Origin of the sequence: Providencia sp. PROV175 (assembly GCF_032707045.1) — a bacterium.
GTDB classification, from domain to species: Bacteria; Pseudomonadota; Gammaproteobacteria; order Enterobacterales; family Enterobacteriaceae; genus Providencia; species Providencia hangzhouensis.
The window spans coordinates 2431617-2450039 of sequence record NZ_CP120533.1 but is presented as its reverse complement, the minus strand read 5'-3'; the positions used below and the strand labels follow the sequence as shown (position 1 = coordinate 2450039).

At 39.1% G+C, this 18423-nt stretch carries 15 protein-coding genes; 11 read left to right on the top strand and 4 right to left on the bottom strand.

Features of this window, described 5'->3' with window-relative positions; translation table 11 throughout:
* The first annotated feature begins 6 nt into the window (after positions 1–6).
* A complete protein-coding gene (locus tag P3L44_RS10875) occupies positions 7–1023 on the top strand; it encodes a fimbrial protein (RefSeq protein ID WP_272662302.1) in 1017 nt (338 codons plus the stop codon).
* A 128-nt stretch (positions 1024–1151) separates the two neighbouring features.
* Here the strand turns inward: P3L44_RS10875 and pyk are convergent, their stop codons facing one another.
* Together pyk and P3L44_RS10865 are read right to left on the bottom strand one after the other, a co-directional pair.
* Positions 1152–2594 carry a pyruvate kinase gene (gene pyk / locus P3L44_RS10870; protein ID WP_094962974.1) on the bottom strand — a complete coding sequence of 481 codons (1443 nt, stop codon included), beginning with the start codon at positions 2592–2594 and terminating at the stop codon, positions 1152–1154.
* A gap of 200 nt (positions 2595–2794) precedes the next feature.
* The gene (locus P3L44_RS10865; RefSeq protein WP_140172428.1) at positions 2795–3640 is read right to left on the bottom strand and encodes a MurR/RpiR family transcriptional regulator; all 846 of its coding nucleotides are present in this window, start codon (positions 3638–3640) and stop codon (positions 2795–2797) included.
* A gap of 472 nt (positions 3641–4112) precedes the next feature.
* On the opposite strand from P3L44_RS10865, the gene zwf reads away from it, so the two are divergent.
* Entirely contained in the window at positions 4113–5588 is a 1476-nt protein-coding gene (gene zwf / locus P3L44_RS10860; protein ID WP_004254987.1) for a glucose-6-phosphate dehydrogenase, read from the top strand.
* 105 nt (positions 5589–5693) lie between these two features.
* Here zwf and pdxK read toward each other — a convergent pair whose 3' ends face one another.
* Complete coding sequence (gene pdxK / locus P3L44_RS10855) at positions 5694–6542, bottom strand: pyridoxine/pyridoxal/pyridoxamine kinase (protein WP_140172429.1); 849 nt, start codon at positions 6540–6542, stop codon at positions 5694–5696.
* Between the two features lie 634 nt (positions 6543–7176).
* Between pdxK and mdtJ the strand changes: the two genes are divergently transcribed.
* Together mdtJ and mdtI are read left to right on the top strand one after the other, a co-directional pair.
* A complete protein-coding gene (gene mdtJ / locus P3L44_RS10850) occupies positions 7177–7605 on the top strand; it encodes a multidrug/spermidine efflux SMR transporter subunit MdtJ (RefSeq protein WP_004254982.1) in 429 nt (142 codons plus the stop codon).
* Position 7606: 1 nt separating this feature from the next.
* A complete protein-coding gene (gene mdtI / locus P3L44_RS10845; RefSeq protein ID WP_004254980.1) occupies positions 7607–7939 on the top strand; it encodes a multidrug/spermidine efflux SMR transporter subunit MdtI in 333 nt (110 codons plus the stop codon).
* 409 nt (positions 7940–8348) lie between these two features.
* Here the strand turns inward: mdtI and P3L44_RS10840 are convergent, their stop codons facing one another.
* Complete coding sequence (locus tag P3L44_RS10840; protein ID WP_110591678.1) at positions 8349–8696, bottom strand: RidA family protein; 348 nt, start codon at positions 8694–8696, stop codon at positions 8349–8351.
* Positions 8697–8845: 149 nt separating this feature from the next.
* Between P3L44_RS10840 and P3L44_RS10835 the strand changes: the two genes are divergently transcribed.
* From P3L44_RS10835 to P3L44_RS10805, 7 genes are all read left to right on the top strand, one after another.
* Positions 8846–10771 (top strand): ATP-dependent DNA helicase, encoded by a 1926-nt coding sequence (locus tag P3L44_RS10835; protein ID WP_140172430.1) that lies wholly within the window; start codon positions 8846–8848, stop codon positions 10769–10771.
* A 94-nt stretch (positions 10772–10865) separates the two neighbouring features.
* The gene (tsaB, locus tag P3L44_RS10830; RefSeq protein ID WP_272662306.1) at positions 10866–11564 is read left to right on the top strand and encodes a tRNA (adenosine(37)-N6)-threonylcarbamoyltransferase complex dimerization subunit type 1 TsaB; all 699 of its coding nucleotides are present in this window, start codon (positions 10866–10868) and stop codon (positions 11562–11564) included.
* Between the two features lie 234 nt (positions 11565–11798).
* Positions 11799–12401 carry a Slp family lipoprotein gene (locus tag P3L44_RS10825; RefSeq protein ID WP_140172432.1) on the top strand — a complete coding sequence of 201 codons (603 nt, stop codon included), beginning with the start codon at positions 11799–11801 and terminating at the stop codon, positions 12399–12401.
* A 444-nt stretch (positions 12402–12845) separates the two neighbouring features.
* Positions 12846–14534, top strand: coding sequence for a long-chain-fatty-acid--CoA ligase FadD (fadD, locus tag P3L44_RS10820; RefSeq protein WP_272662309.1), 1689 nt, complete (start codon positions 12846–12848; stop codon positions 14532–14534).
* Positions 14535–14618: 84 nt separating this feature from the next.
* A complete protein-coding gene (rnd, locus tag P3L44_RS10815) occupies positions 14619–15740 on the top strand; it encodes a ribonuclease D (protein ID WP_272662311.1) in 1122 nt (373 codons plus the stop codon).
* A 427-nt stretch (positions 15741–16167) separates the two neighbouring features.
* Positions 16168–16911 (top strand): Slam-dependent surface lipoprotein, encoded by a 744-nt coding sequence (locus tag P3L44_RS10810; protein WP_272662313.1) that lies wholly within the window; start codon positions 16168–16170, stop codon positions 16909–16911.
* Positions 16912–16998: 87 nt separating this feature from the next.
* The gene (locus P3L44_RS10805; protein WP_272662315.1) at positions 16999–18411 is read left to right on the top strand and encodes a surface lipoprotein assembly modifier; all 1413 of its coding nucleotides are present in this window, start codon (positions 16999–17001) and stop codon (positions 18409–18411) included.
* Positions 18412–18423: the final 12 nt, after the last annotated feature.

Sequence of the window (18423 nt, the reverse complement as noted above, 5' to 3'; positions counted from 1 at the left end):
GTTATCATGAAAAATTTAGGTCTAAAAATAGGTATTTCGTTCCTTTTATATTCACAATTCGGGGCTGCTGAATTTAGGGCTGAATTTACCAGCCAATTAGTTAATCCGAATAAAACACTTTATGTATCACGAACTTTACCAGTAGGTACTTTTATTGGTTCTATTGATTTAGGAACCCACTCTCCATGGACGTGGTGGAATGTGACGGGTAATACAGAAGTTGGAATTTATATACCAATCGAACCAGGAAATTCAAGGTATATTCCGAGTATAGGTTATGTTAGAGAAATTAATAGTTCAGGCGTTGGTTATACTTTGCATGGTACAGTAATGAGCCCTTGCTCTGGTTTTGCATATGTTGATGGGGTAAATACGAAAGATGGAAATAATAATAATAGATTTATATGTGGCTCTAATGCATCTTCAGCAACGTATACTGTAAAATTAAGGGCAGATTTTTATAAAGTTGGTAATAATGTTAAAAGCCAAACTTTACCAATATCTAATGCTGCGATGTTGATTTTATTCCACAATGGTTTCATTACTACAGATTTATATGGGAGGTTCGAACCCAAAGTAAATATGGGGCCAATCAATGTTATTTCGAGTGGTTGTGAAGTCAAAAATAAATCAATAGACGTACCATTCGGTAACGTTAGTAAATTGTCCTTTACAGGTGTTGGTTCAACGAGTTCTGAGAGCAAGCAAAATTTTCAAATTGAATTAGATTGTGACCCTATATCTCCGATAAAAATTACGTTTATTGGAACTCAAGATTCAAGTCAAACACCAGGGGCAATCGCACTTAATAATTTAGCCGATGAAAATACAGCGAAAGGTTATGCCATCCAAGTAAAGCACAACGGTATACCCATTAAGCTTAATCAATTAATACCGCTCGCCAATAAAAATGACATAGGGCAATACAACATTCCGTTGGAAGCCGCGTATATCCAAACTCAATCTGCAACGACAGCTGGGAAAGCGAATGGTACGCTACAATTTAACCTACAATATCATTAAATGCTATTTTCTCTTTATTATTTTACGCAAGTGATGCAGAGCTATACTTTCTTGTGTTAATTCTTTTTTAAGTTAGATAGCGTTTCAATATAAAGGAAAGCCCCCACCCATAGGCGAGGGCTAAAAGATTATTCAACTTCTAGAATACGACAAGTATTCGTGCTACCTACAGTGCCCATTAAGTCACCTTGGGTGACAAGAACCACGTCACCACTCATTAAATAGCCGTTATCACGTAAACGCGTGACAGCTTCATTGGCAGCCGCAATACCATCTGTATGGGTGCTACAGAAAACAGGTGTAACACCACGATAGAGAGAACATTGATTAAGGGTTTTTTCATGACGAGACATGGCAAAAATAGGTAAACCAGAGCTGATCCGAGACATCATACGAGCAGTACGGCCAGACTCAGTCATTGCTATGATAGCTTTAACCCCTTTAAGATGGTTAGCAGCATACATTGTTGACATTGCAATTGCTTCTTCAGGGCTATTAAACTCCGCATCTAAACGGTGTTTAGACACATTTAGGCCCGGCATTTTTTCTGCGCCAAAACAAACCTGCGCCATCGCGGCTACCGTTTCTGCTGGGTACTGGCCTGCAGCAGTTTCAGCAGAAAGCATAACGGCATCAGTACCATCCAACACCGCATTCGCAACGTCCATGACTTCGGCTCGCGTTGGCATAGGGTTAGTGATCATCGATTCCATCATTTGTGTTGCGGTTATAACAACACGGTTTAATTGGCGAGAGCGGCGGATCAATTTTTTCTGGACAGCGACTAATTCAGGGTCGCCAATTTCCACTCCGAGGTCACCACGAGCAACCATAACGACATCAGAAGCGAGAATAACTTCATCCATCACTTCATCATTGGCAACGGCTTCTGCACGTTCTACTTTAGCAACAATTTGGCATTCACAGCCCGCATCACGAGCTAATCGGCGTGCATAATCTAAATCTTCACCTGAGCGAGGGAATGAAACAGCTAAGTAATCAACATTAATTTTTGCAGCAGTTTTTATATCTTCTTTGTCTTTTTCTGTTAATGCTTCAGCTGAAAGACCGCCACCGAGTTTATTAATACCTTTATTGTTAGATAGTTGGCCACCAACAGTAACTTCTGTAAATACCTGTAACCCTTTGACTTCAAGGACTTTCAATTGTACTCGACCATCATCAAGAAGCAAAATATCACCTGGAACGACATCGGCAGGTAAGCCTTTATAGTCGATACCTACTTTCTCTTGGCAGCCTTCACCTTTACCTAAATTGGCATCAAGAATGAATTTATCGCCAATATTTAGGAAAACTTTACCATCTTTAAAAGTGGAAACACGAATTTTAGGACCTTGCAAATCACCGAGGATCGCAACGTGACGTCCTAAACGAGCGGCAATCTCACGTACTTTGTTCGCACGTAATAGATGGTCTTCTGGAGTTCCGTGGGAGAAGTTAAGGCGAACAACGTTGGCGCCAGCGTTGATAATTTTTTCAAGGTTATTATCGCGATCTGTAGCTGGACCAAGAGTTGTAACAATTTTAGTTCTTCTAAGCCGTCTAGACATGTATTACTCCGTTGACCTGTAATGGTGTTGATAAAAGAGTGAAACCATTTCACTCCATTTCGAAACCTGTTTACTGCAAATAGGGATGCTGACACGAGCACAGCTATTATATACAGCCAATTTCTTAATGCTATCAGGTCTGTAAAACTATTAAAGCCTGAAAAGCAAAGAAAAGCATTTATACAGCCAATTTATTGCCTTTAGATGCTATCAAACCGCGAATCACGTAATGCTTCTTTGACGCGCTTCAAGTTATCTCTAAATTTTTCACCTCTTCTTAACGTAAAACCCGTTGTTAATACGTCAATGACTGCGAGCTGAGCCATTCTTGATACCATCGGCATGTAGATATCTGTATCTTCAGGCACATCAATAATGATAGGTAGGGTAGCGGCTTGGGATAGCGGAGAGTTTTCTGAGGTAATTGCTATGACGGTGGCATCGTTTTCCCGTGCTAAACGTGCCATATCAACTAATGCTTTGGTTCTTCCTGTATGGGAAATGAGCACAATAACATCTCCTTCATTACTATTGATACAGCTCATACGTTGCATGACAATATCATCGAAGTATATGACAGGAATATTAAAGCGGAAAAACTTATTCATTGCGTCGTGCGCGACAGCTGCAGAGGCGCCAAAGCCAAAAAAACTGATTTTCCGAGCTTGAGTTAATAAATCAACAGCACGATTAATTGCACTGATATCTAATGTGTGTTTTACATTATCTAATCCAGCCATAGCAGATTCAAAAATCTTATGAGTATAGGTATTTACTGTATCGGTTTCTTCTATATGGCGGTTAATATAGGGGGTGCCGTTGGCTAAGTTTTGTGCTAATCGTAATTTAAAATCAGGGAATCCTTTCGTATCCATTTTTCGACAAAATCGGTTTACTGTTGGCTCGCTAACATCAGCTAATTGCGCGAGTGTGGCGATACTGAGATGAATGGCATTTTGTGGCATACCTAGAATAACCTCAGCCACCTTTTTTTCTGATTTACTTAAAAAATCGAGACTTGTCTTCATTTGTTCTAAAATATTCATATAGCAAAAGCGCCTATTTCATCGAAAGGAGAAATTTGTGAGTCATCACGTTATCCTATTGTTGATTTTTAATTTCTTGTCGTGATGCTGTAATAGAGAGTGAAAATATACTATGTAAGATATGTAAGCTATCTGAATGCAGGTGATAACTAGCAGCTTTTTGTGAAACTTTGACCCGTATCTAATTTTCAGATTAGTAAACATCCTACTTATTTTGTTATTTTTTTACGAAAGCTGTCTCCATTCAGTTAAATCGCATCTTTTTAATACACTAAAAATTATTCAGTGTGTAACATAAGATTAAACAGACAATATGTTGTTTTTTTCATCATAAAAACTGTGATCGGTATCATGAACATTTACTGGGCACTAGCAACAGGGTACATTAGCGGAATTAGGGCTAATTTTAACAAAATTACAATAAGGCCTATCCTAGTTAGGTCTTACATTCCGCAAATTGAGGAGAACCAATATGGCGGTACATAATGCTGCTCAAGCTTGTGACTTAATTATTTTTGGCACCAAGGGAGACCTCGCTCGTCGTAAGCTGCTGCCATCGCTTTATCAGTTAGAAAAAGCAGGTTACATTCATCCAGACACGCGCATTATAGGTGTTGGTCGTGCTGAATGGAGTCAAGATGATTATGTCCACTTTGTCAAAGAAGCGTTAGATAAGTTCTTAAAAGAAGATCTCGATTCAGCATTGTGGGAAAAACTAAGCGCTCGCTTGGATTTTTGTAACTTAGACGTTAACCAGACTGAAAGTTTTGTGCGTTTAGCTGAAATGTTAAAACAAGATGCACAACCCGCTATCCATTACTTTGCTATGCCACCGAGTACTTTTGGTGCTATGTGTCAAGGGTTGGGTCATGCTAAATTAAATAAAAAGCCAAATCGCGTTGTCATGGAAAAACCACTGGGAACGGATTTAGCGTCGTCACAAGAAATTAATAATGAAGTGGCTAAGTATTTTGATGAAAGCCAAGTCTATCGTATTGACCACTATCTTGGTAAAGAAACCGTTTTAAACTTACTCGCATTGCGTTTTGCAAACTCGTTATTTATCAATAACTGGGACAACCGCACTATTGATCATGTCCAAATCACGGTTGCAGAAGAAGTAGGAATCGAAGGTCGTTGGGGATATTTCGACCAAGCAGGCCAAATGCGTGATATGGTACAAAACCACTTATTGCAAATCTTAACGATGATTGCCATGTCACCACCGGCAGATTTAACCACTGACCGTATTCGTGATGAAAAAGTGAAAGTCTTACGTTCTTTACGTCGTATCGACCATACAAATGTGCGTGAAAAGGCTGTACGTGGGCAATATACCTCTGGTTTTGTTCAGGGCAAAAAAGTCCCTGGATATCTAGAGGAAGAGGGGGCGAATAAGCAAAGTATGACTGAGTCATTCGTTGCTTTGCGTGTTGATATTGATGACTGGCGTTGGGCGGGCGTGCCTTTCTATTTACGTACAGGGAAACGCCTACCGGCTAAATGTTCAGAAGTTGTGGTTTATTTTAAAAAGCCCGCGTTAAATATTTTCTCGGAAAGTTATCAAGATCTACCTCAGAATAAATTAACTATCCGTTTGCAGCCAGACGAAGGGATTGATATTGAAATTATGAATAAGGCACCAGGCCTTGATCATAAACACCGTTTACAAACCACTAAATTGGATTTAAGTTTCTCCGAAACTTTCAACCAAACTCACCTTGCTGACGCCTATGAACGTTTATTGCTTGAAGCAATGCGCGGCATTCAAGCACTGTTTGTTCGCCGTGATGAAGTAGAAGAAGCATGGAAATTTGTTGATTCTATTATAGATGCATGGGCAATGGACAATGAAGCGCCTAAGCCATATCAAGCAGGGACTTGGGGGCCGATTGCATCTGTTGCGATGATCGCACGCGATGGCCGTTCATGGAATGAGTTTGAATAATATTATCAATATTTGAAATATTAGGTGGTATATTGACTAAAATGGCGGGGTGATCCCGCCATTTATCTATGTTTATCATGTTGTTAGGTATGGCTACATAGGATATTAAAGGATTAATTCGCTACGTCCTGTCGCTGCCATATGAATAATCGCTTGCTCGATGCGTAAACATGCCATTTTAGCGGCATCAGGAACGGATAGTCCCGCTAATAACTGAGCGGTGAGTTCAGCGCCAAATAAATCCCCCGTTCCTTTTGGTGTGACAGGGTAACGTTTGTGGCGGATTACGGCCACGTTATCTTGGGTAACACAAACGACTTCAATGTTGTCGTCATCAGGCTGGAAAGCACTTGTGATGATTACCCACTGTGTATTTCCCTTTAATAAGCTACGGGCTGCAGCCGTAGCATCATCCAAGTTATGGACTTGTTTGCCACTTAACGTCATGAGCTCGAATTTGTTTGGAATAATACCTGTAGCTAAAGGAATGACTTTATTGCGGTATACCTCGGCAATTTCGGGTGGAATATAAAAACCGCTGTCTTCATCTCCCATGACTGGGTCAACAATAACCGGTAGTGCCGTTCTTTCTTTACGAACTAGAGTTAACCAGTTTGCTAAGTCTTGGGCTTTTTCTGGGGAACCTAGATAACCAGTCAAAATAGCTCTTACAGAATTTAAGCTACCCCGCTCAACAAAACCGTTTAAATAACCACGAAACCACTCACCAGGCAACTCACCACCATAGCAAGTTGTATAATGAGGCGTATTACTGAGTACTACAGTAGGTACTGCCGCAACACGTAAACCTTGTTTTGTCAGGGCTGGAACGGCAATACTATTTCCAACACTGCCATAAATAACTTGCGACTGAATTGAAACAACATCATAAGGTAATGGTGTTGCATCAGTGGAATTTTGGAAACTATTGGAGGTAAGGCTAAAGGCGTTCATGGCTCTCTCTTCGGCATATTACAATCATATAGCTACTATAAGAAGCTTGTTCAATCAGGTTGTCAATGCTAAAAATCGAATAGCTTAATTAAGGCGTGATGAGAGTATAAAAAGTGGAAAAAAGAGATTTTTTTATAAAATAATTCCAGTGAAAAATTTATCATCATCGCTTGTTTATTCGCGCAATAGTTGATAGCTCAAGGGTTGATTAGCATATTAATGAATAGTTATGCATATTTTTATTCAATACAAAAAATGTTTATATTCATTGACTTAATAAATTTGGCATGTTAAAAGTGAACTGAAATTAACTATCAACATGAGGGTTCGGAGTAAATTGGGTAGATGTCTACCTGATGAAAAGAATAAGATATCATGCTTAGCTCAACTAGCGGCAAGATCAGCAAGTCCCAAAAAAGAACGACACACAGGCTTTTCCTTTCAGCTATCCTTTCCAGTGAACACTACTGGTGTGGTGCATTATAGCGTCTCTCTCGATTATTCATTTCGCTGAATAAACTCAGCAACACGTTGTTATTTATTTGAATTTTCAACAACTACGCAATAGTAATCTGTATTTTTTATCTGTACAAAAAATAGGCTATTACGTGGCTGTATATAGAGAGATATTATAATGATTTACTGGATATTTTTAGTATTAGCTATCGTAACTGAAGTTATCGGTACACTATCAATGAAACATGCCAGCGTCAGTGGTGATTTTACTGGTATGGTCGTGATGTATGTGATGATAGCAACATCATACATTTTACTTGCTGTTGCAGTTAAAAAAGTGGCATTAGGTGTCGCCTATGCACTATGGGAAGGTATCGGTATCCTTTTTATCACAACATTTAGTGTCATGTGGTTTGGAGAAACGCTATCACCGATGAAAATTGGGGGGTTAGTATTACTTATCACCGGTATTGGACTGATTAAATCAGGCACCAAGAAAACCACCGTTCGTCAATCTGCACAAAAAGTAAAACAAGTTACACAAAACGCGGTCAATGCAGCCAAAACAAATGCTTTAGTTGGACGCGAAGCTAAGTCGGAGGCGTAATATGGCCAGTCATTTTGAATGGTGGCATGCTGCGTTTTTGATCCTAGCAGTCATATTAGAAATCGCAGCCAACATTTTGTTAAAAATGTCGAATGGGTTTAAACGATACTGGATAGGTATTCTTTCTCTAATTGCGGTACTCGGAGCTTTCAGTGCATTAGCGCAAGCAGTAAAAGGAATCGAACTTTCAATTGCCTATGCATTATGGGGAGCATTCGGGATTATCGCGACAGTAGCAGCAGGTTGGATACTTTTTAATCAACGGTTAAATTATAAAGGTTGGGGAGGAATTGTGTTATTGCTACTAGGCATGGTTCTCATCAAGATGTCGTAATGCTCGTCATATTTTGCACTGTCGCGTTGTTGGCTGCATTCGTTAACCCTAGTCACATACTAGTGTATGCTCCAAGGGATTAACTCACTTGCCGCCTAGCGACATTGCAAACTATTTAGAGCATGAATGGGAAACCTATTTTGCACTGTCGCGTTGTTGGCTGCATTCGTTAACCCTAGTCACATACTAGTGTATGCTCCAAGGGATTAACTCACTTGCCGCCTAGCGACATTGCAAACTATTTAGAGCATGAATGGGAAACCTATTTTGCACTGTCGCGTTGTTGGCTGCATTTGTTAACCCTAGTCACATATTTATGTAATTGGTTATATTCTCAAATTATAGCTATTCAAAATAAAATGGGCGCTCATAACTGGCGCCCATTTTCATTAAGTTAAAATGTGCCTAGTTAATCAATTGCAGCAACAACCTTAATTTCAACTTTATATTCAGGTTTCATCAGTAATGCTTGGACAGTACAACGGACAGGCGCACTTCCAGCAACAACCCATGCATCCCATGCTTGGTTCATACCAGCAAAATCGGCTTTATCAGCAAGAAAAATGGTGGCATCAAGAATTTTACTTTTGTCTGAACCAACACGTTCAAGCATCACATCAATTGCCGCGAGCGTGTTTGCTGTTTGAGCAACAATATCAGCGTCAAGGTTTTCAGGCACACTGGTGTAGTAAATGACATTATTGTGAATAACAGCTTCAGACCAACGATTATCAGGGTCAATACGTTTGATAGTCATAATTATTCCTTATTATACATGTGGCTCAAGAATAACAGTTTGCAGGCTGGATGAAAATCAGTTGTTCAACGAAGTAATAATTACCTAAGCAGGGTTAAGAAACTCATGGTAAAGTGTGCCCTCATTATTCCTAATAAATAGGTCATGTAGTGCACGACGATTTTTCTGCGGATGGCTTTTTAGCCAGAACAATTCCTGGTTTTCAGCCTCGAGAAGCACAAGTTACGATGTCGAATGCAGTAACCGAGTCGATTGAGCAGCAGCATGTGCTGGTGGCGGAAGCGGGTACTGGAACAGGAAAAACATATGCTTATTTAGTTCCTGCATTGCGTAGTGGAAAAAAAGTCATTGTTTCAACGGGATCAAAAGCCTTACAAGATCAACTGTATCACCGAGACTTACCGACAATTATTGATGCGATGAATTACACTGGACGGACCGCGTTACTAAAAGGGCGTTCGAATTATTTATGTTTAGAGCGATTAGACCAACAATCCCTCGGTGGTGGTAGTCTTGAACCTGAGATATTGTCAGCGGTTGTGAGGCTACGCAGTTGGTCCATTGAATCTGAGCTAGGTGATACAAGTACTTGCCATGATATCGCTGAAGATAGCCCGGTTTGGCCGTTGGTAACTAGCACCAATGACAATTGTCTTGGCAGTGATTGCCCGCGTTATCAAGATTGTTTTGTTTTAAAAGCACGACGCAAAGCTTTAGAAGCGGATATTGTTGTTGTAAATCACCATTTATTTATGGCTGATAGAGTGGTGAAAGATACGGGTTTTGGTGAGCTAATCCCCCAAGCAGAAGTCATGATTTTTGATGAAGCGCACCAAATCCCGGATATAGCCAGCCAATATTTTGGCCAGCAACTGAGTAGTCGCCAATTGTTGGATCTAGCGCGCGATATGATTATGACCTATCGAACAGAGCTAAAAGACCAAGTTCAGCTGCAAAAAAGTGCTGATAGACTCACGCAAAGCACGTTAGACTTTCGGCTCAATTTGGGTGAAAACAGTTTTCGTGGCAATCTACGTGACTTACTGAAACGTCCTGAAGTACAAAGGGCGTTGACGCTCCTTGATGATTCTCTTGAACTTTGTTACGAAGTGATCAAAACCACGTTAGGTCGCTCACAGAGCTTAGACTCTATTTTTGAGCGCGTCACAATATACCGAAATCGTTTAAACCGTTTAAAAGATGTGACAATTGCGGGTTACAGCTATTGGTTTGAAAGTTATGGTCGCCATTTTTTATTGGCACTAACCCCCTTAACGGTTGCAGATAAATTCAGTGAAATGATTGCAAGTACGCCGGCCAGTTGGGTATTTACATCAGCGACGTTGTCAGTAAATGAGAAACTAAGCCATTTCACTGACCGTTTAGGTTTAGTTACTGCAAAAACGTTATTATTAGCCAGTCCATTTGATTATCAAAGCCAAACTTTATTATGCGTTCCCCGTTTTTTACCCGAACCCAATCAACGAGGTTTAGCACAAAAATTGGCAACAATGCTACGACCTATGATTGAAAAAAATCAGGGACGTTGCTTCTTTTTATGTACATCACACCTGATGATGCGTGAATTGGCCGAGGAATTTAAATCTTCATTGACATTACCAGTTCTAATGCAAGGGGAAAGCAGTAAAAACAAACTGTTATCTCAGTTTATTGCTGCGGGGAATGCTGTTTTAGTTGCCACTAGTAGCTTTTGGGAGGGGGTTGATGTGCGAGGTGATGAATTAACTTGTGTCATTATCGATAAACTCCCATTTACTGCCCCTGATGACCCGCTATTAAGAGCGCGCATCGAAGATTGTGAATTACGGGGTGGAGATCCATTCTCGGATGTCCAATTACCAGATGCAGTTATTACTTTAAAGCAAGGTGTAGGGCGGCTAATTCGAGACACTAGTGATTATGGTGTCATCGTTATTTGTGATAACCGTTTAGTAACTCGCCCTTATGGTGAGGTTTTTTTACGTAGCCTTCCGCCATCACCACGAACAAGAAGTATACAAAAAGCAATTGCATTTCTTGAAGAGAAAAGGCAAGAAGTTAATAGAGTGAGGTAAATCCCATCTTGTTTTTCTGCTATTCCTACGGCCGTTTATGTTAATATAATCGGCATCTTTTAATCAGAAACTATTAATTTGCCGGAGTTTAGGCATGTCGAGTCGTATTCTTGCTGTTGATACAGCAACAGAAGCCTGTTCAGTCGCACTTTGGTGTGAAGGTGACATTATTTCGCGTTTCGCGATTTCTCCTCGAGAGCACACACAAAAAATTTTACCGATGGTTGAGGAAGTTCTTGCAGAAGCTGGGATGGGGTTGAACCAGTTAGATGCATTGGCTTTCGGGCGTGGTCCTGGTAGTTTTACGGGGGTTCGTATTGGTGTTGGTATTGCACAAGGGTTAGCACTAGGGGCTAATTTGCCCATGATTGGCGTTTCCTCTTTAATGACACTTGCTGAAGGCGCCTTTCGGATAATGGGGCATCATCAGGTATTAGTGGCTATTGATGCACGGATGTCAGAAATCTATTGTGCCCAATATCAGCGAACATCCGCAGGCCAATGGTTAGGTGAAGAAACTGAAGCAGTTCTACTTCCCGACGATTTTAAGAGCAAAGTGACAGGGCTTTCAGGGCTGTGGGGTTATGCAGGTACTGGGTGGGAGGCATATCCCTCATTGTTGAATGCATCAATTACATTAGCTAACAGTCATATTACGCTGCCAGATGCACAAGATATGTTACCTATTGCTGCCCAATTGTGGAAGCTGGGAAAAGTGGTTGCCGTTGAAAATGTCGAACCGACTTATTTACGTAATGAGGTGACATGGAAAAAATTGCCTGGCCGTGAATAAAACACAGAAAGTGAAGTTGAATTGGTTATATCATGTGATATAACCAATAATTCATATTAAACTCATCAAATATTGATTAATAAAAATACAAATCGAATCATTTAATAATTTCAGGTATTATTAGGTAGTAATAGAACTATTATGGCGATTTTTAACATATCGTGTTTTTGTTTGCTAAATGTTATTTAAATCTGTATTACCTGAATTTATAATATAGCTAATCGGAGGTGGTCTATGAATATTGAATTAAACTGCCGTAATGCACTTAAAGGCCTTTTTGTTGCAAGCGTATTAGCACTAACAGGGTGTGTTTCTATACCAGCTTCAATTCAAGGTTCGGTTCCAAACCCAACAGACAACTTAGCATCTGTACAAAATGCACCTGAAATGTATATAGGTCAGGAAGCGCGTTTTGGTGGGAAAGTCCTTGCCGTTGAAAATGAAACTACAAGAACACGTTTAGAAATTGCGGTGATGGCATTGAATAAATATGATGCAGCACCAGAGCTTAATTCCCCTTCAATTGGCCGCATTTATGCGTACTTAAATGGTTTTCGTGAGCCAAGTGATTTTACTAACCGTTATATCACTGTGGTGGGGAAAATCACGGGGGAGCAGCAAGGGAAAGTAGGGCAAGTTCCTTATAAGTATGTCACGTTAGATGTAACAGGTTTCCAACGCTGGAATGTCGCACAAAGTGTTATGATCCCGCCGTCTGGCCCTTGGGGTTATGGTTATTATGGCGACCCGTATTTTTATAACCACCCATGGGGTTATGGTTATGGGTACGGTTATCCAGGAGGCCCAGTACCCGTACAAACTTATCTAACAGAATAACGATTATTTTTCTTTATTTAAAGGCCCCGATTATTGCGGGGCCTTTTTGTTTTCCATAAAAAGATTATCTAAATAAGAGCTAATAAATAAGAGCTAATAAATAAGAGTGTTTAATAAAAGTATTAGCTAAAATTTAATCCCAGCAAAAGTGACTTCGGTTAATGTAATAGATTAAATCCCTTCTTAAGTGCGAGATAACCTTTCCAAAAATAGCGTAAAATCATGTATAATCAGGCAATCTTGTACAGATTTACATCTGTTTAACGAATTTAAGACAAACTAGGCGGCTTAGTCCGCCTAGTTTTTTCTTGAAGGAACAAAATTTATTTAGTGATAGACCTCTCAACCTTGACATTGTCTGTTTTTCAAACTGGTACGCTGAGTTAATAATTTGTTAAAAGAGATGTTGAGTATAATAACTTCACTAAATTCAGGAGTAACATTTTGGAAAAAATCTGGCTAAAAAATTACCCTGCTGATGTGCCGGAAGAAATCAATCCTGATAGCTTCGCTTCTCTAGCAGAGTTACTTGAAGATGCGGTCTCTCAATTTGCCGACCAACCTGCATTCATTAATATGGGAGCAGTGATGACTTATCGGAAACTTGAAGAGAGAAGTCGCGCTTTTGCCGCCTACTTACAAAATGGACTTGGTCTTAAAAAAGGGGATCGTGTCGCATTAATGATGCCAAACCTATTACAGTATCCGATTGCCCTGTTTGGGATATTGCGAGCAGGTATGGTGGTAGTCAACGTCAACCCACTTTATACCCCGAGAGAACTAGAGCACCAATTGAATGATAGCGGTGCAACCGCAATTGTAATTGTGTCGAATTTTGCACATACACTGGAAAAAATTGTTTTCAATACCAAAGTGAAACACGTCATTTTAACTCGTATGGGTGACCAGCTTTCACGTCCTAAAGCCACGATTGTTGATTTTGTTGTCAAATATGTAAAACGTTTAGTCCCTAAATATAACTTACCAGACGCCATCTCCTTTCGCCGTGCCATGCATTATGGCTATCGTATGCAATATATTAAACCTAACATTGCTGGTGATGACTTGGCCTTTTTGCAATATACAGGTGGAACCACCGGTGTTGCTAAAGGGGCGATGTTAACTCATCGCAATATGTTAGCAAATATTGAGCAGGCAAGGGCAGCTTACGGGCCTGTACTGAAATTTGGTGCTGAATTTGTTGTCACCGCTTTACCGCTGTACCATGTTTTTGCATTGACAGTAAACTGCTTACTGTTTATCACTGTAGGGGGCGTTAACTTATTGATTACTAACCCTGGAGATGTACCGGACACCGTAAAACAATTAGGACGTTATCCGGTTACGTCAATTACCGGGGTTAATACCTTATTTAATGCATGGTTGCACAACGAAGAGTTTAAAAAACTGGATTTTTCACGTTTACGCCTTTCCGTTGGCGGCGGTATGCCTGTGCAAAAAGCCGTTGCAGAAAAATGGCAGAAGCTCACTGGGAAACATTTACTCGAAGGGTATGGGTTAACGGAATGTGCACCACTAGTAACAGGTAATCCTTATACTTTAACCAGTTATAGTGGAAGCATTGGTTTACCTGTTCCGTCTACAGATGTTAAATTTCTTGATGATGAAGGCAACGAAGTCGCTATTGGTGAGCCCGGTGAAATGTGGGTCAAGGGCCCTCAAGTCATGAAAGGGTATTGGAACCGGCCTGATTCCACCGCTGATACGATAGTGGATGGTTGGTTAGCGACAGGGGATATCGCTGAAATAGATAGCGAAGGGTATATCCGCATTGTTGATCGTAAAAAAGATATGATTATCGTTTCGGGCTTTAACGTCTATCCCAATGAAATCGAAGATGTTATTTCTGCACATCCTGATGTTATAGAGTGTGCTGCAATTGGCGTACCAAGTGAAAGTACCGGCGAAGCTGTTAAAGTCTTTGTTGTAACGAAAAATGCGAATTTAACCGGTGATGAGTTAAAAACCTTTTGCCGCCGTTCATTAACCGCGTATAAAGTCCCTAAGATATTTGAATTTCGTGATGAATTACCAAAATCTAACGTGGGTAAAATTTTACGTAAAGACCTACGTGATGAAGAAAAATTGCAAAGAGAAAAATCACAAGTATGATTGTGGTTTAGTCGTAAATTATAAATAGATGACGCCGGTTTTAGCCGGCGTCATTGTGATGAAAATAACAAAGAGAAACTTGTTTTGAATTATCGTTTAGTAACTACAGATAGCGAATTAGCCCAAGTATGCCAAGAGGCGAGTAATGCACCATGGCTCGCTTTGGATACCGAGTTTGTTCGTACCCGAACATATTACCCACAACTAGGGTTGCTACAGCTATATGATGGAAAGCAAGTTTCGTTAATTGACCCATTATTAATGACGGATTTTAGCCCGTTCAAAGCACTTTTAACGAATCCTGAGCAACTTAAATTTTTACATGCAGGTAGTGAAGACTTAGAAGTGTTTATGCATGATTTTGATTGTGTCCCTGAGCCGATGATCGACACACAAGTTGTGGCGGCATTTTTAGGTTATCCAATTTCTTGTGGTTTTGCATCATTGGTTGCTGAACATTTAGGTATTGAGCTCGACAAAAGTGAATCACGGACAGACTGGCTTGCGCGTCCTCTGAGCGAAAAACAATGCGATTATGCAGCCGCAGATGTGCTGTATTTGCTGCCATTAGCTGAAATTCTAATGGAAAAAGTGACTGAAGCGGGCTACTTGGAAGATGCCAAAGATGAGTGTCAACGTGTTGTGGCTCGTCGGCAAAAAGCCTTAAAGCCAGAAAAAGCCTACATGAATATCCATAATGCATGGCAGCTACGTGATGAACAGCTCGCTTGTTTGCAATTATTAGCCGAATGGCGTTTAAACCAAGCTAAAGCCCGCGATATGGCAGTTAACTTTGTAGTAAAAGAAGAGCATCTATGGAAAGTGGCTCGTTATTTACCGAGCTCTCTGGGTGAACTTGATGCACTTGGCTTAACTGGGCAGGAAATTCGTTGCCATGGCAAGCGCTTGTTAGCCATTGTCGAGCAAGCAAAGCAACTTGAAGAAAGTGAATACCCAACACCTGTAGCGAATATTACGGAACAGAGCCAATACAAAAGCTTATTTAAAGAAATTAAAGCGGTGGTCAAAGATATTGCTGAAAATGAAAAATTTAATGCAGAACTATTGGCTTCTAGGCGGCAAATCAATCAGTTATTGTCTATTCATTGGGGGCTAAAATCGTCTACAACGCCACCTGAGCTATTGGCGGGCTGGAGAGGGCGGTTACTTGCAGAGCCCATCACAAAGTTATTAGCGAGCATATAATGTATTCAGGTACAAGAAGAGTGCTTCTTGTACCTAATTTAAATACCTGAGTCTATTTTATTTATCTTTATCTCCATTATTCATTCAATAAACTTATAAAAATATATATCTTATTTGTTTTTAAATATGTTTATTTGTTTTTAATTAAAAGCTGTAATTAGTCTTAAAAATTAAACTAATTCTTAATATAAAAAGTAATAAATAAAATCACTTATTACAGGGTTTTTAATTAACCAATTAAAAAATAAAAGGTTATTTTATTTTTATGGTCTAATAATAAAAAATTGAATTATATTTCTCTCATTTGTAAATAAAAATCATTTGCATATACTCAATATCGAACATTAAAGGAAAGAATAATCTTTTATTTAATGTGTTTCTTTAATAAACCAACCTAATTCAAACTTCTATTTAAGAGGATGAATAAATGAAAAAATTATCACTAATTACAGTCGCAGTATCTTTGTCTATATTTTCTGTTGGTGTTATGGCAGAAACGGAATCAGCGCAAAGCTTAAAATATGATCTTGGCCTAACAAACATTATTGTTGGTAAAACCCAATCAACCATGGGGCCACACGGTGGTAGTATTGGCGCACCGGGTATCGGTTCTCGCTTTATGAGAAATGGAAAGACAATTTCGTTCTCTGGTTTAAAAAACTTAGTCACGCAAAAGCCTGACAACGTGTATGTTTTGGAAAGTGGCGGTAGCCCGCACGGCGGAATGGGTAAGTTCCAATTTAGTCAGGTTGCAGATGCCGAGGTATATTTCGGTGATTGGTCACAAACTGGGGAAGCCGATGACGCAATGCACACGGTTTATTTCTCCGGTGAGAATGCAACGACAGAAGTGCCAACCAGTGGCCAAGCGACTTATACTATAGCGGGTATTAACCAATTTGCAGGTGAAGCAAAACAGACGGGTTGGTTTAATGCTGATTTTACAGATAAATCATATACAGGTTCATTAGAAGGAACGAATAGCCACTCCATGGCAGGGGCTATTGAAGAAGACGGTAAATTTAGTGGTACTGCCATTGCCAATGGAATACACCAAGGTGATAGTATGGGGCAACTCTTTGGTGATAATGCAGAACAAGTGGCAGGTATTCTCTCTTATGAGAATAACCGTGAGTTAGACACGGCATTTGGTGGCCAGAAAGACGAATAATTACTGAACATATAATTAGCTAAAAAAAGTAGGCAAAAGTGATTTTGTCTACTTTTTTATTTTTGTCATTAAAATGGTAGCCTAATCATGTTATTTTTTAATAAAAAAACACATTTAATATATTTGAGTTTATTATTACTTTTTTCTCTCCCTTCGGTATTGTCAGCTCAAGAGCTAAAAGGAGGAGTTATCGGTAATTTAAAAGATTATAGTAACAAAAAACATCAATCAGAAATAAATAATGTTAAATATAGTGAAAAAAATATCGACGAACTTGGTTTTATTCTTTATGATCTCATTCAGAGACAAGATTTTGACAAAATAAATGAAATTATTGGTAATTACGTTGACCATAAAGACCACGATAAAGGATTGGTTAAATACATTCATTCTGAGAAGGCAATGTTAAATAAACAGTATGATTTAGCAATTAGCCTATATAATGAAATTTTGATTCACAAGCCTAATATGTTGTTGGTTGAGTTAAAACTTGCACAAGCACTGATTTATGTTAAGCATTATGAATCAGCATTGTCAATATATCAAAGTATAAAAACAAGATATAAAGGAAGAATATCAATTCGATTAACTGAATTTATTAAAAGTAAAATAATAGATTTAGAAAATAAAAATCATTGGCAAGGTACAATTAAGCTAGGTTCAAGTTATGATTTTAATTTAAATGAAGCATCAAATAACCGTGAGATGTACTGTTTTCGAAGTAAATGTATGAATAGTAGTAACCAGTCTATCGCTGGTGGAAAGTGGCATTATTATACTAGCTTATCAAAGCGTTTTCCTCTAGTAGGAAACCACTCAGCAGTACTGTCGTTAGGTATGGTTGGGGTGGAGCCAATGAAAACAGTCACGGTCAGAAAAACAAATATATATGTTACTGGGGGGTATCAATTCGATAATGCGAATACAACGTTCCATATACAGCCCACCCTTGAGGCTAAGTGGCACGATAACCTATACTATAATTTAAGCCTAGGAGGAAAAATAGCGACAGAATACACGTTAAATCATCGGGTAACCTTGTTAGGTAATATTGAATATAAAAATAAAACTTACCCTTATAAGTATAGTTTTAATAACGGCGATAAATGGGTTTATTCAGTTACTGGTACCTATTTAATAAACCCTCGATTAATGGTTTTTGGCAGTTTTTATGGAGCCAACAGGAAAAAACAATACGATAGTGATAGCTATGTACAGTATGGGGTTAGAGCTGGTTTTTTAAAAGTAACCGAACTGTGTGACCTACTTATTGCAATAGGTTATAAGCAAACAAACTTTAAACGGTTTGATGCATTTTTGAATGTAAAAAGAAAAGATGATAATGGGTATTTAAATAGCCAATTAACGTTTGATAAAAATAAAATATTAACTTTTACACCTTCTATTTATTTTAATAGCCAAGTGAATAAGAGTACGGCAGATATTATTTATTCTTTTAAGCAAAGTGAAGTCGGTGTCAATTTCACCAAGAAATTTTAATTTTCACCGGAA

Excerpts from the sequence above, each read along its gene's own strand:
- P3L44_RS10875 (WP_272662302.1), top strand. The coding sequence starts at position 7 with ATGAAAAATTTAGGTCTAAAAATAGGTATTTCGTTCCTTTTATATTCA.
- pyk (WP_094962974.1), bottom strand. The coding sequence starts at position 2,594 with ATGTCTAGACGGCTTAGAAGAACTAAAATTGTTACAACTCTTGGTCCA.
- P3L44_RS10865 (WP_140172428.1), bottom strand. The coding sequence starts at position 3,640 with ATGAATATTTTAGAACAAATGAAGACAAGTCTCGATTTTTTAAGTAAA.
- zwf (WP_004254987.1), top strand. The coding sequence starts at position 4,113 with ATGGCGGTACATAATGCTGCTCAAGCTTGTGACTTAATTATTTTTGGC.
- pdxK (WP_140172429.1), bottom strand. The coding sequence starts at position 6,542 with ATGAACGCCTTTAGCCTTACCTCCAATAGTTTCCAAAATTCCACTGAT.
- mdtJ (WP_004254982.1), top strand. The coding sequence starts at position 7,177 with ATGATTTACTGGATATTTTTAGTATTAGCTATCGTAACTGAAGTTATC.
- mdtI (WP_004254980.1), top strand. The coding sequence starts at position 7,607 with ATGGCCAGTCATTTTGAATGGTGGCATGCTGCGTTTTTGATCCTAGCA.
- P3L44_RS10840 (WP_110591678.1), bottom strand. The coding sequence starts at position 8,696 with ATGACTATCAAACGTATTGACCCTGATAATCGTTGGTCTGAAGCTGTT.
- tsaB (WP_272662306.1), top strand. The coding sequence starts at position 10,866 with ATGTCGAGTCGTATTCTTGCTGTTGATACAGCAACAGAAGCCTGTTCA.
- P3L44_RS10825 (WP_140172432.1), top strand. The coding sequence starts at position 11,799 with ATGAATATTGAATTAAACTGCCGTAATGCACTTAAAGGCCTTTTTGTT.
- P3L44_RS10810 (WP_272662313.1), top strand. The coding sequence starts at position 16,168 with ATGAAAAAATTATCACTAATTACAGTCGCAGTATCTTTGTCTATATTT.
- P3L44_RS10805 (WP_272662315.1), top strand. The coding sequence starts at position 16,999 with ATGTTATTTTTTAATAAAAAAACACATTTAATATATTTGAGTTTATTA.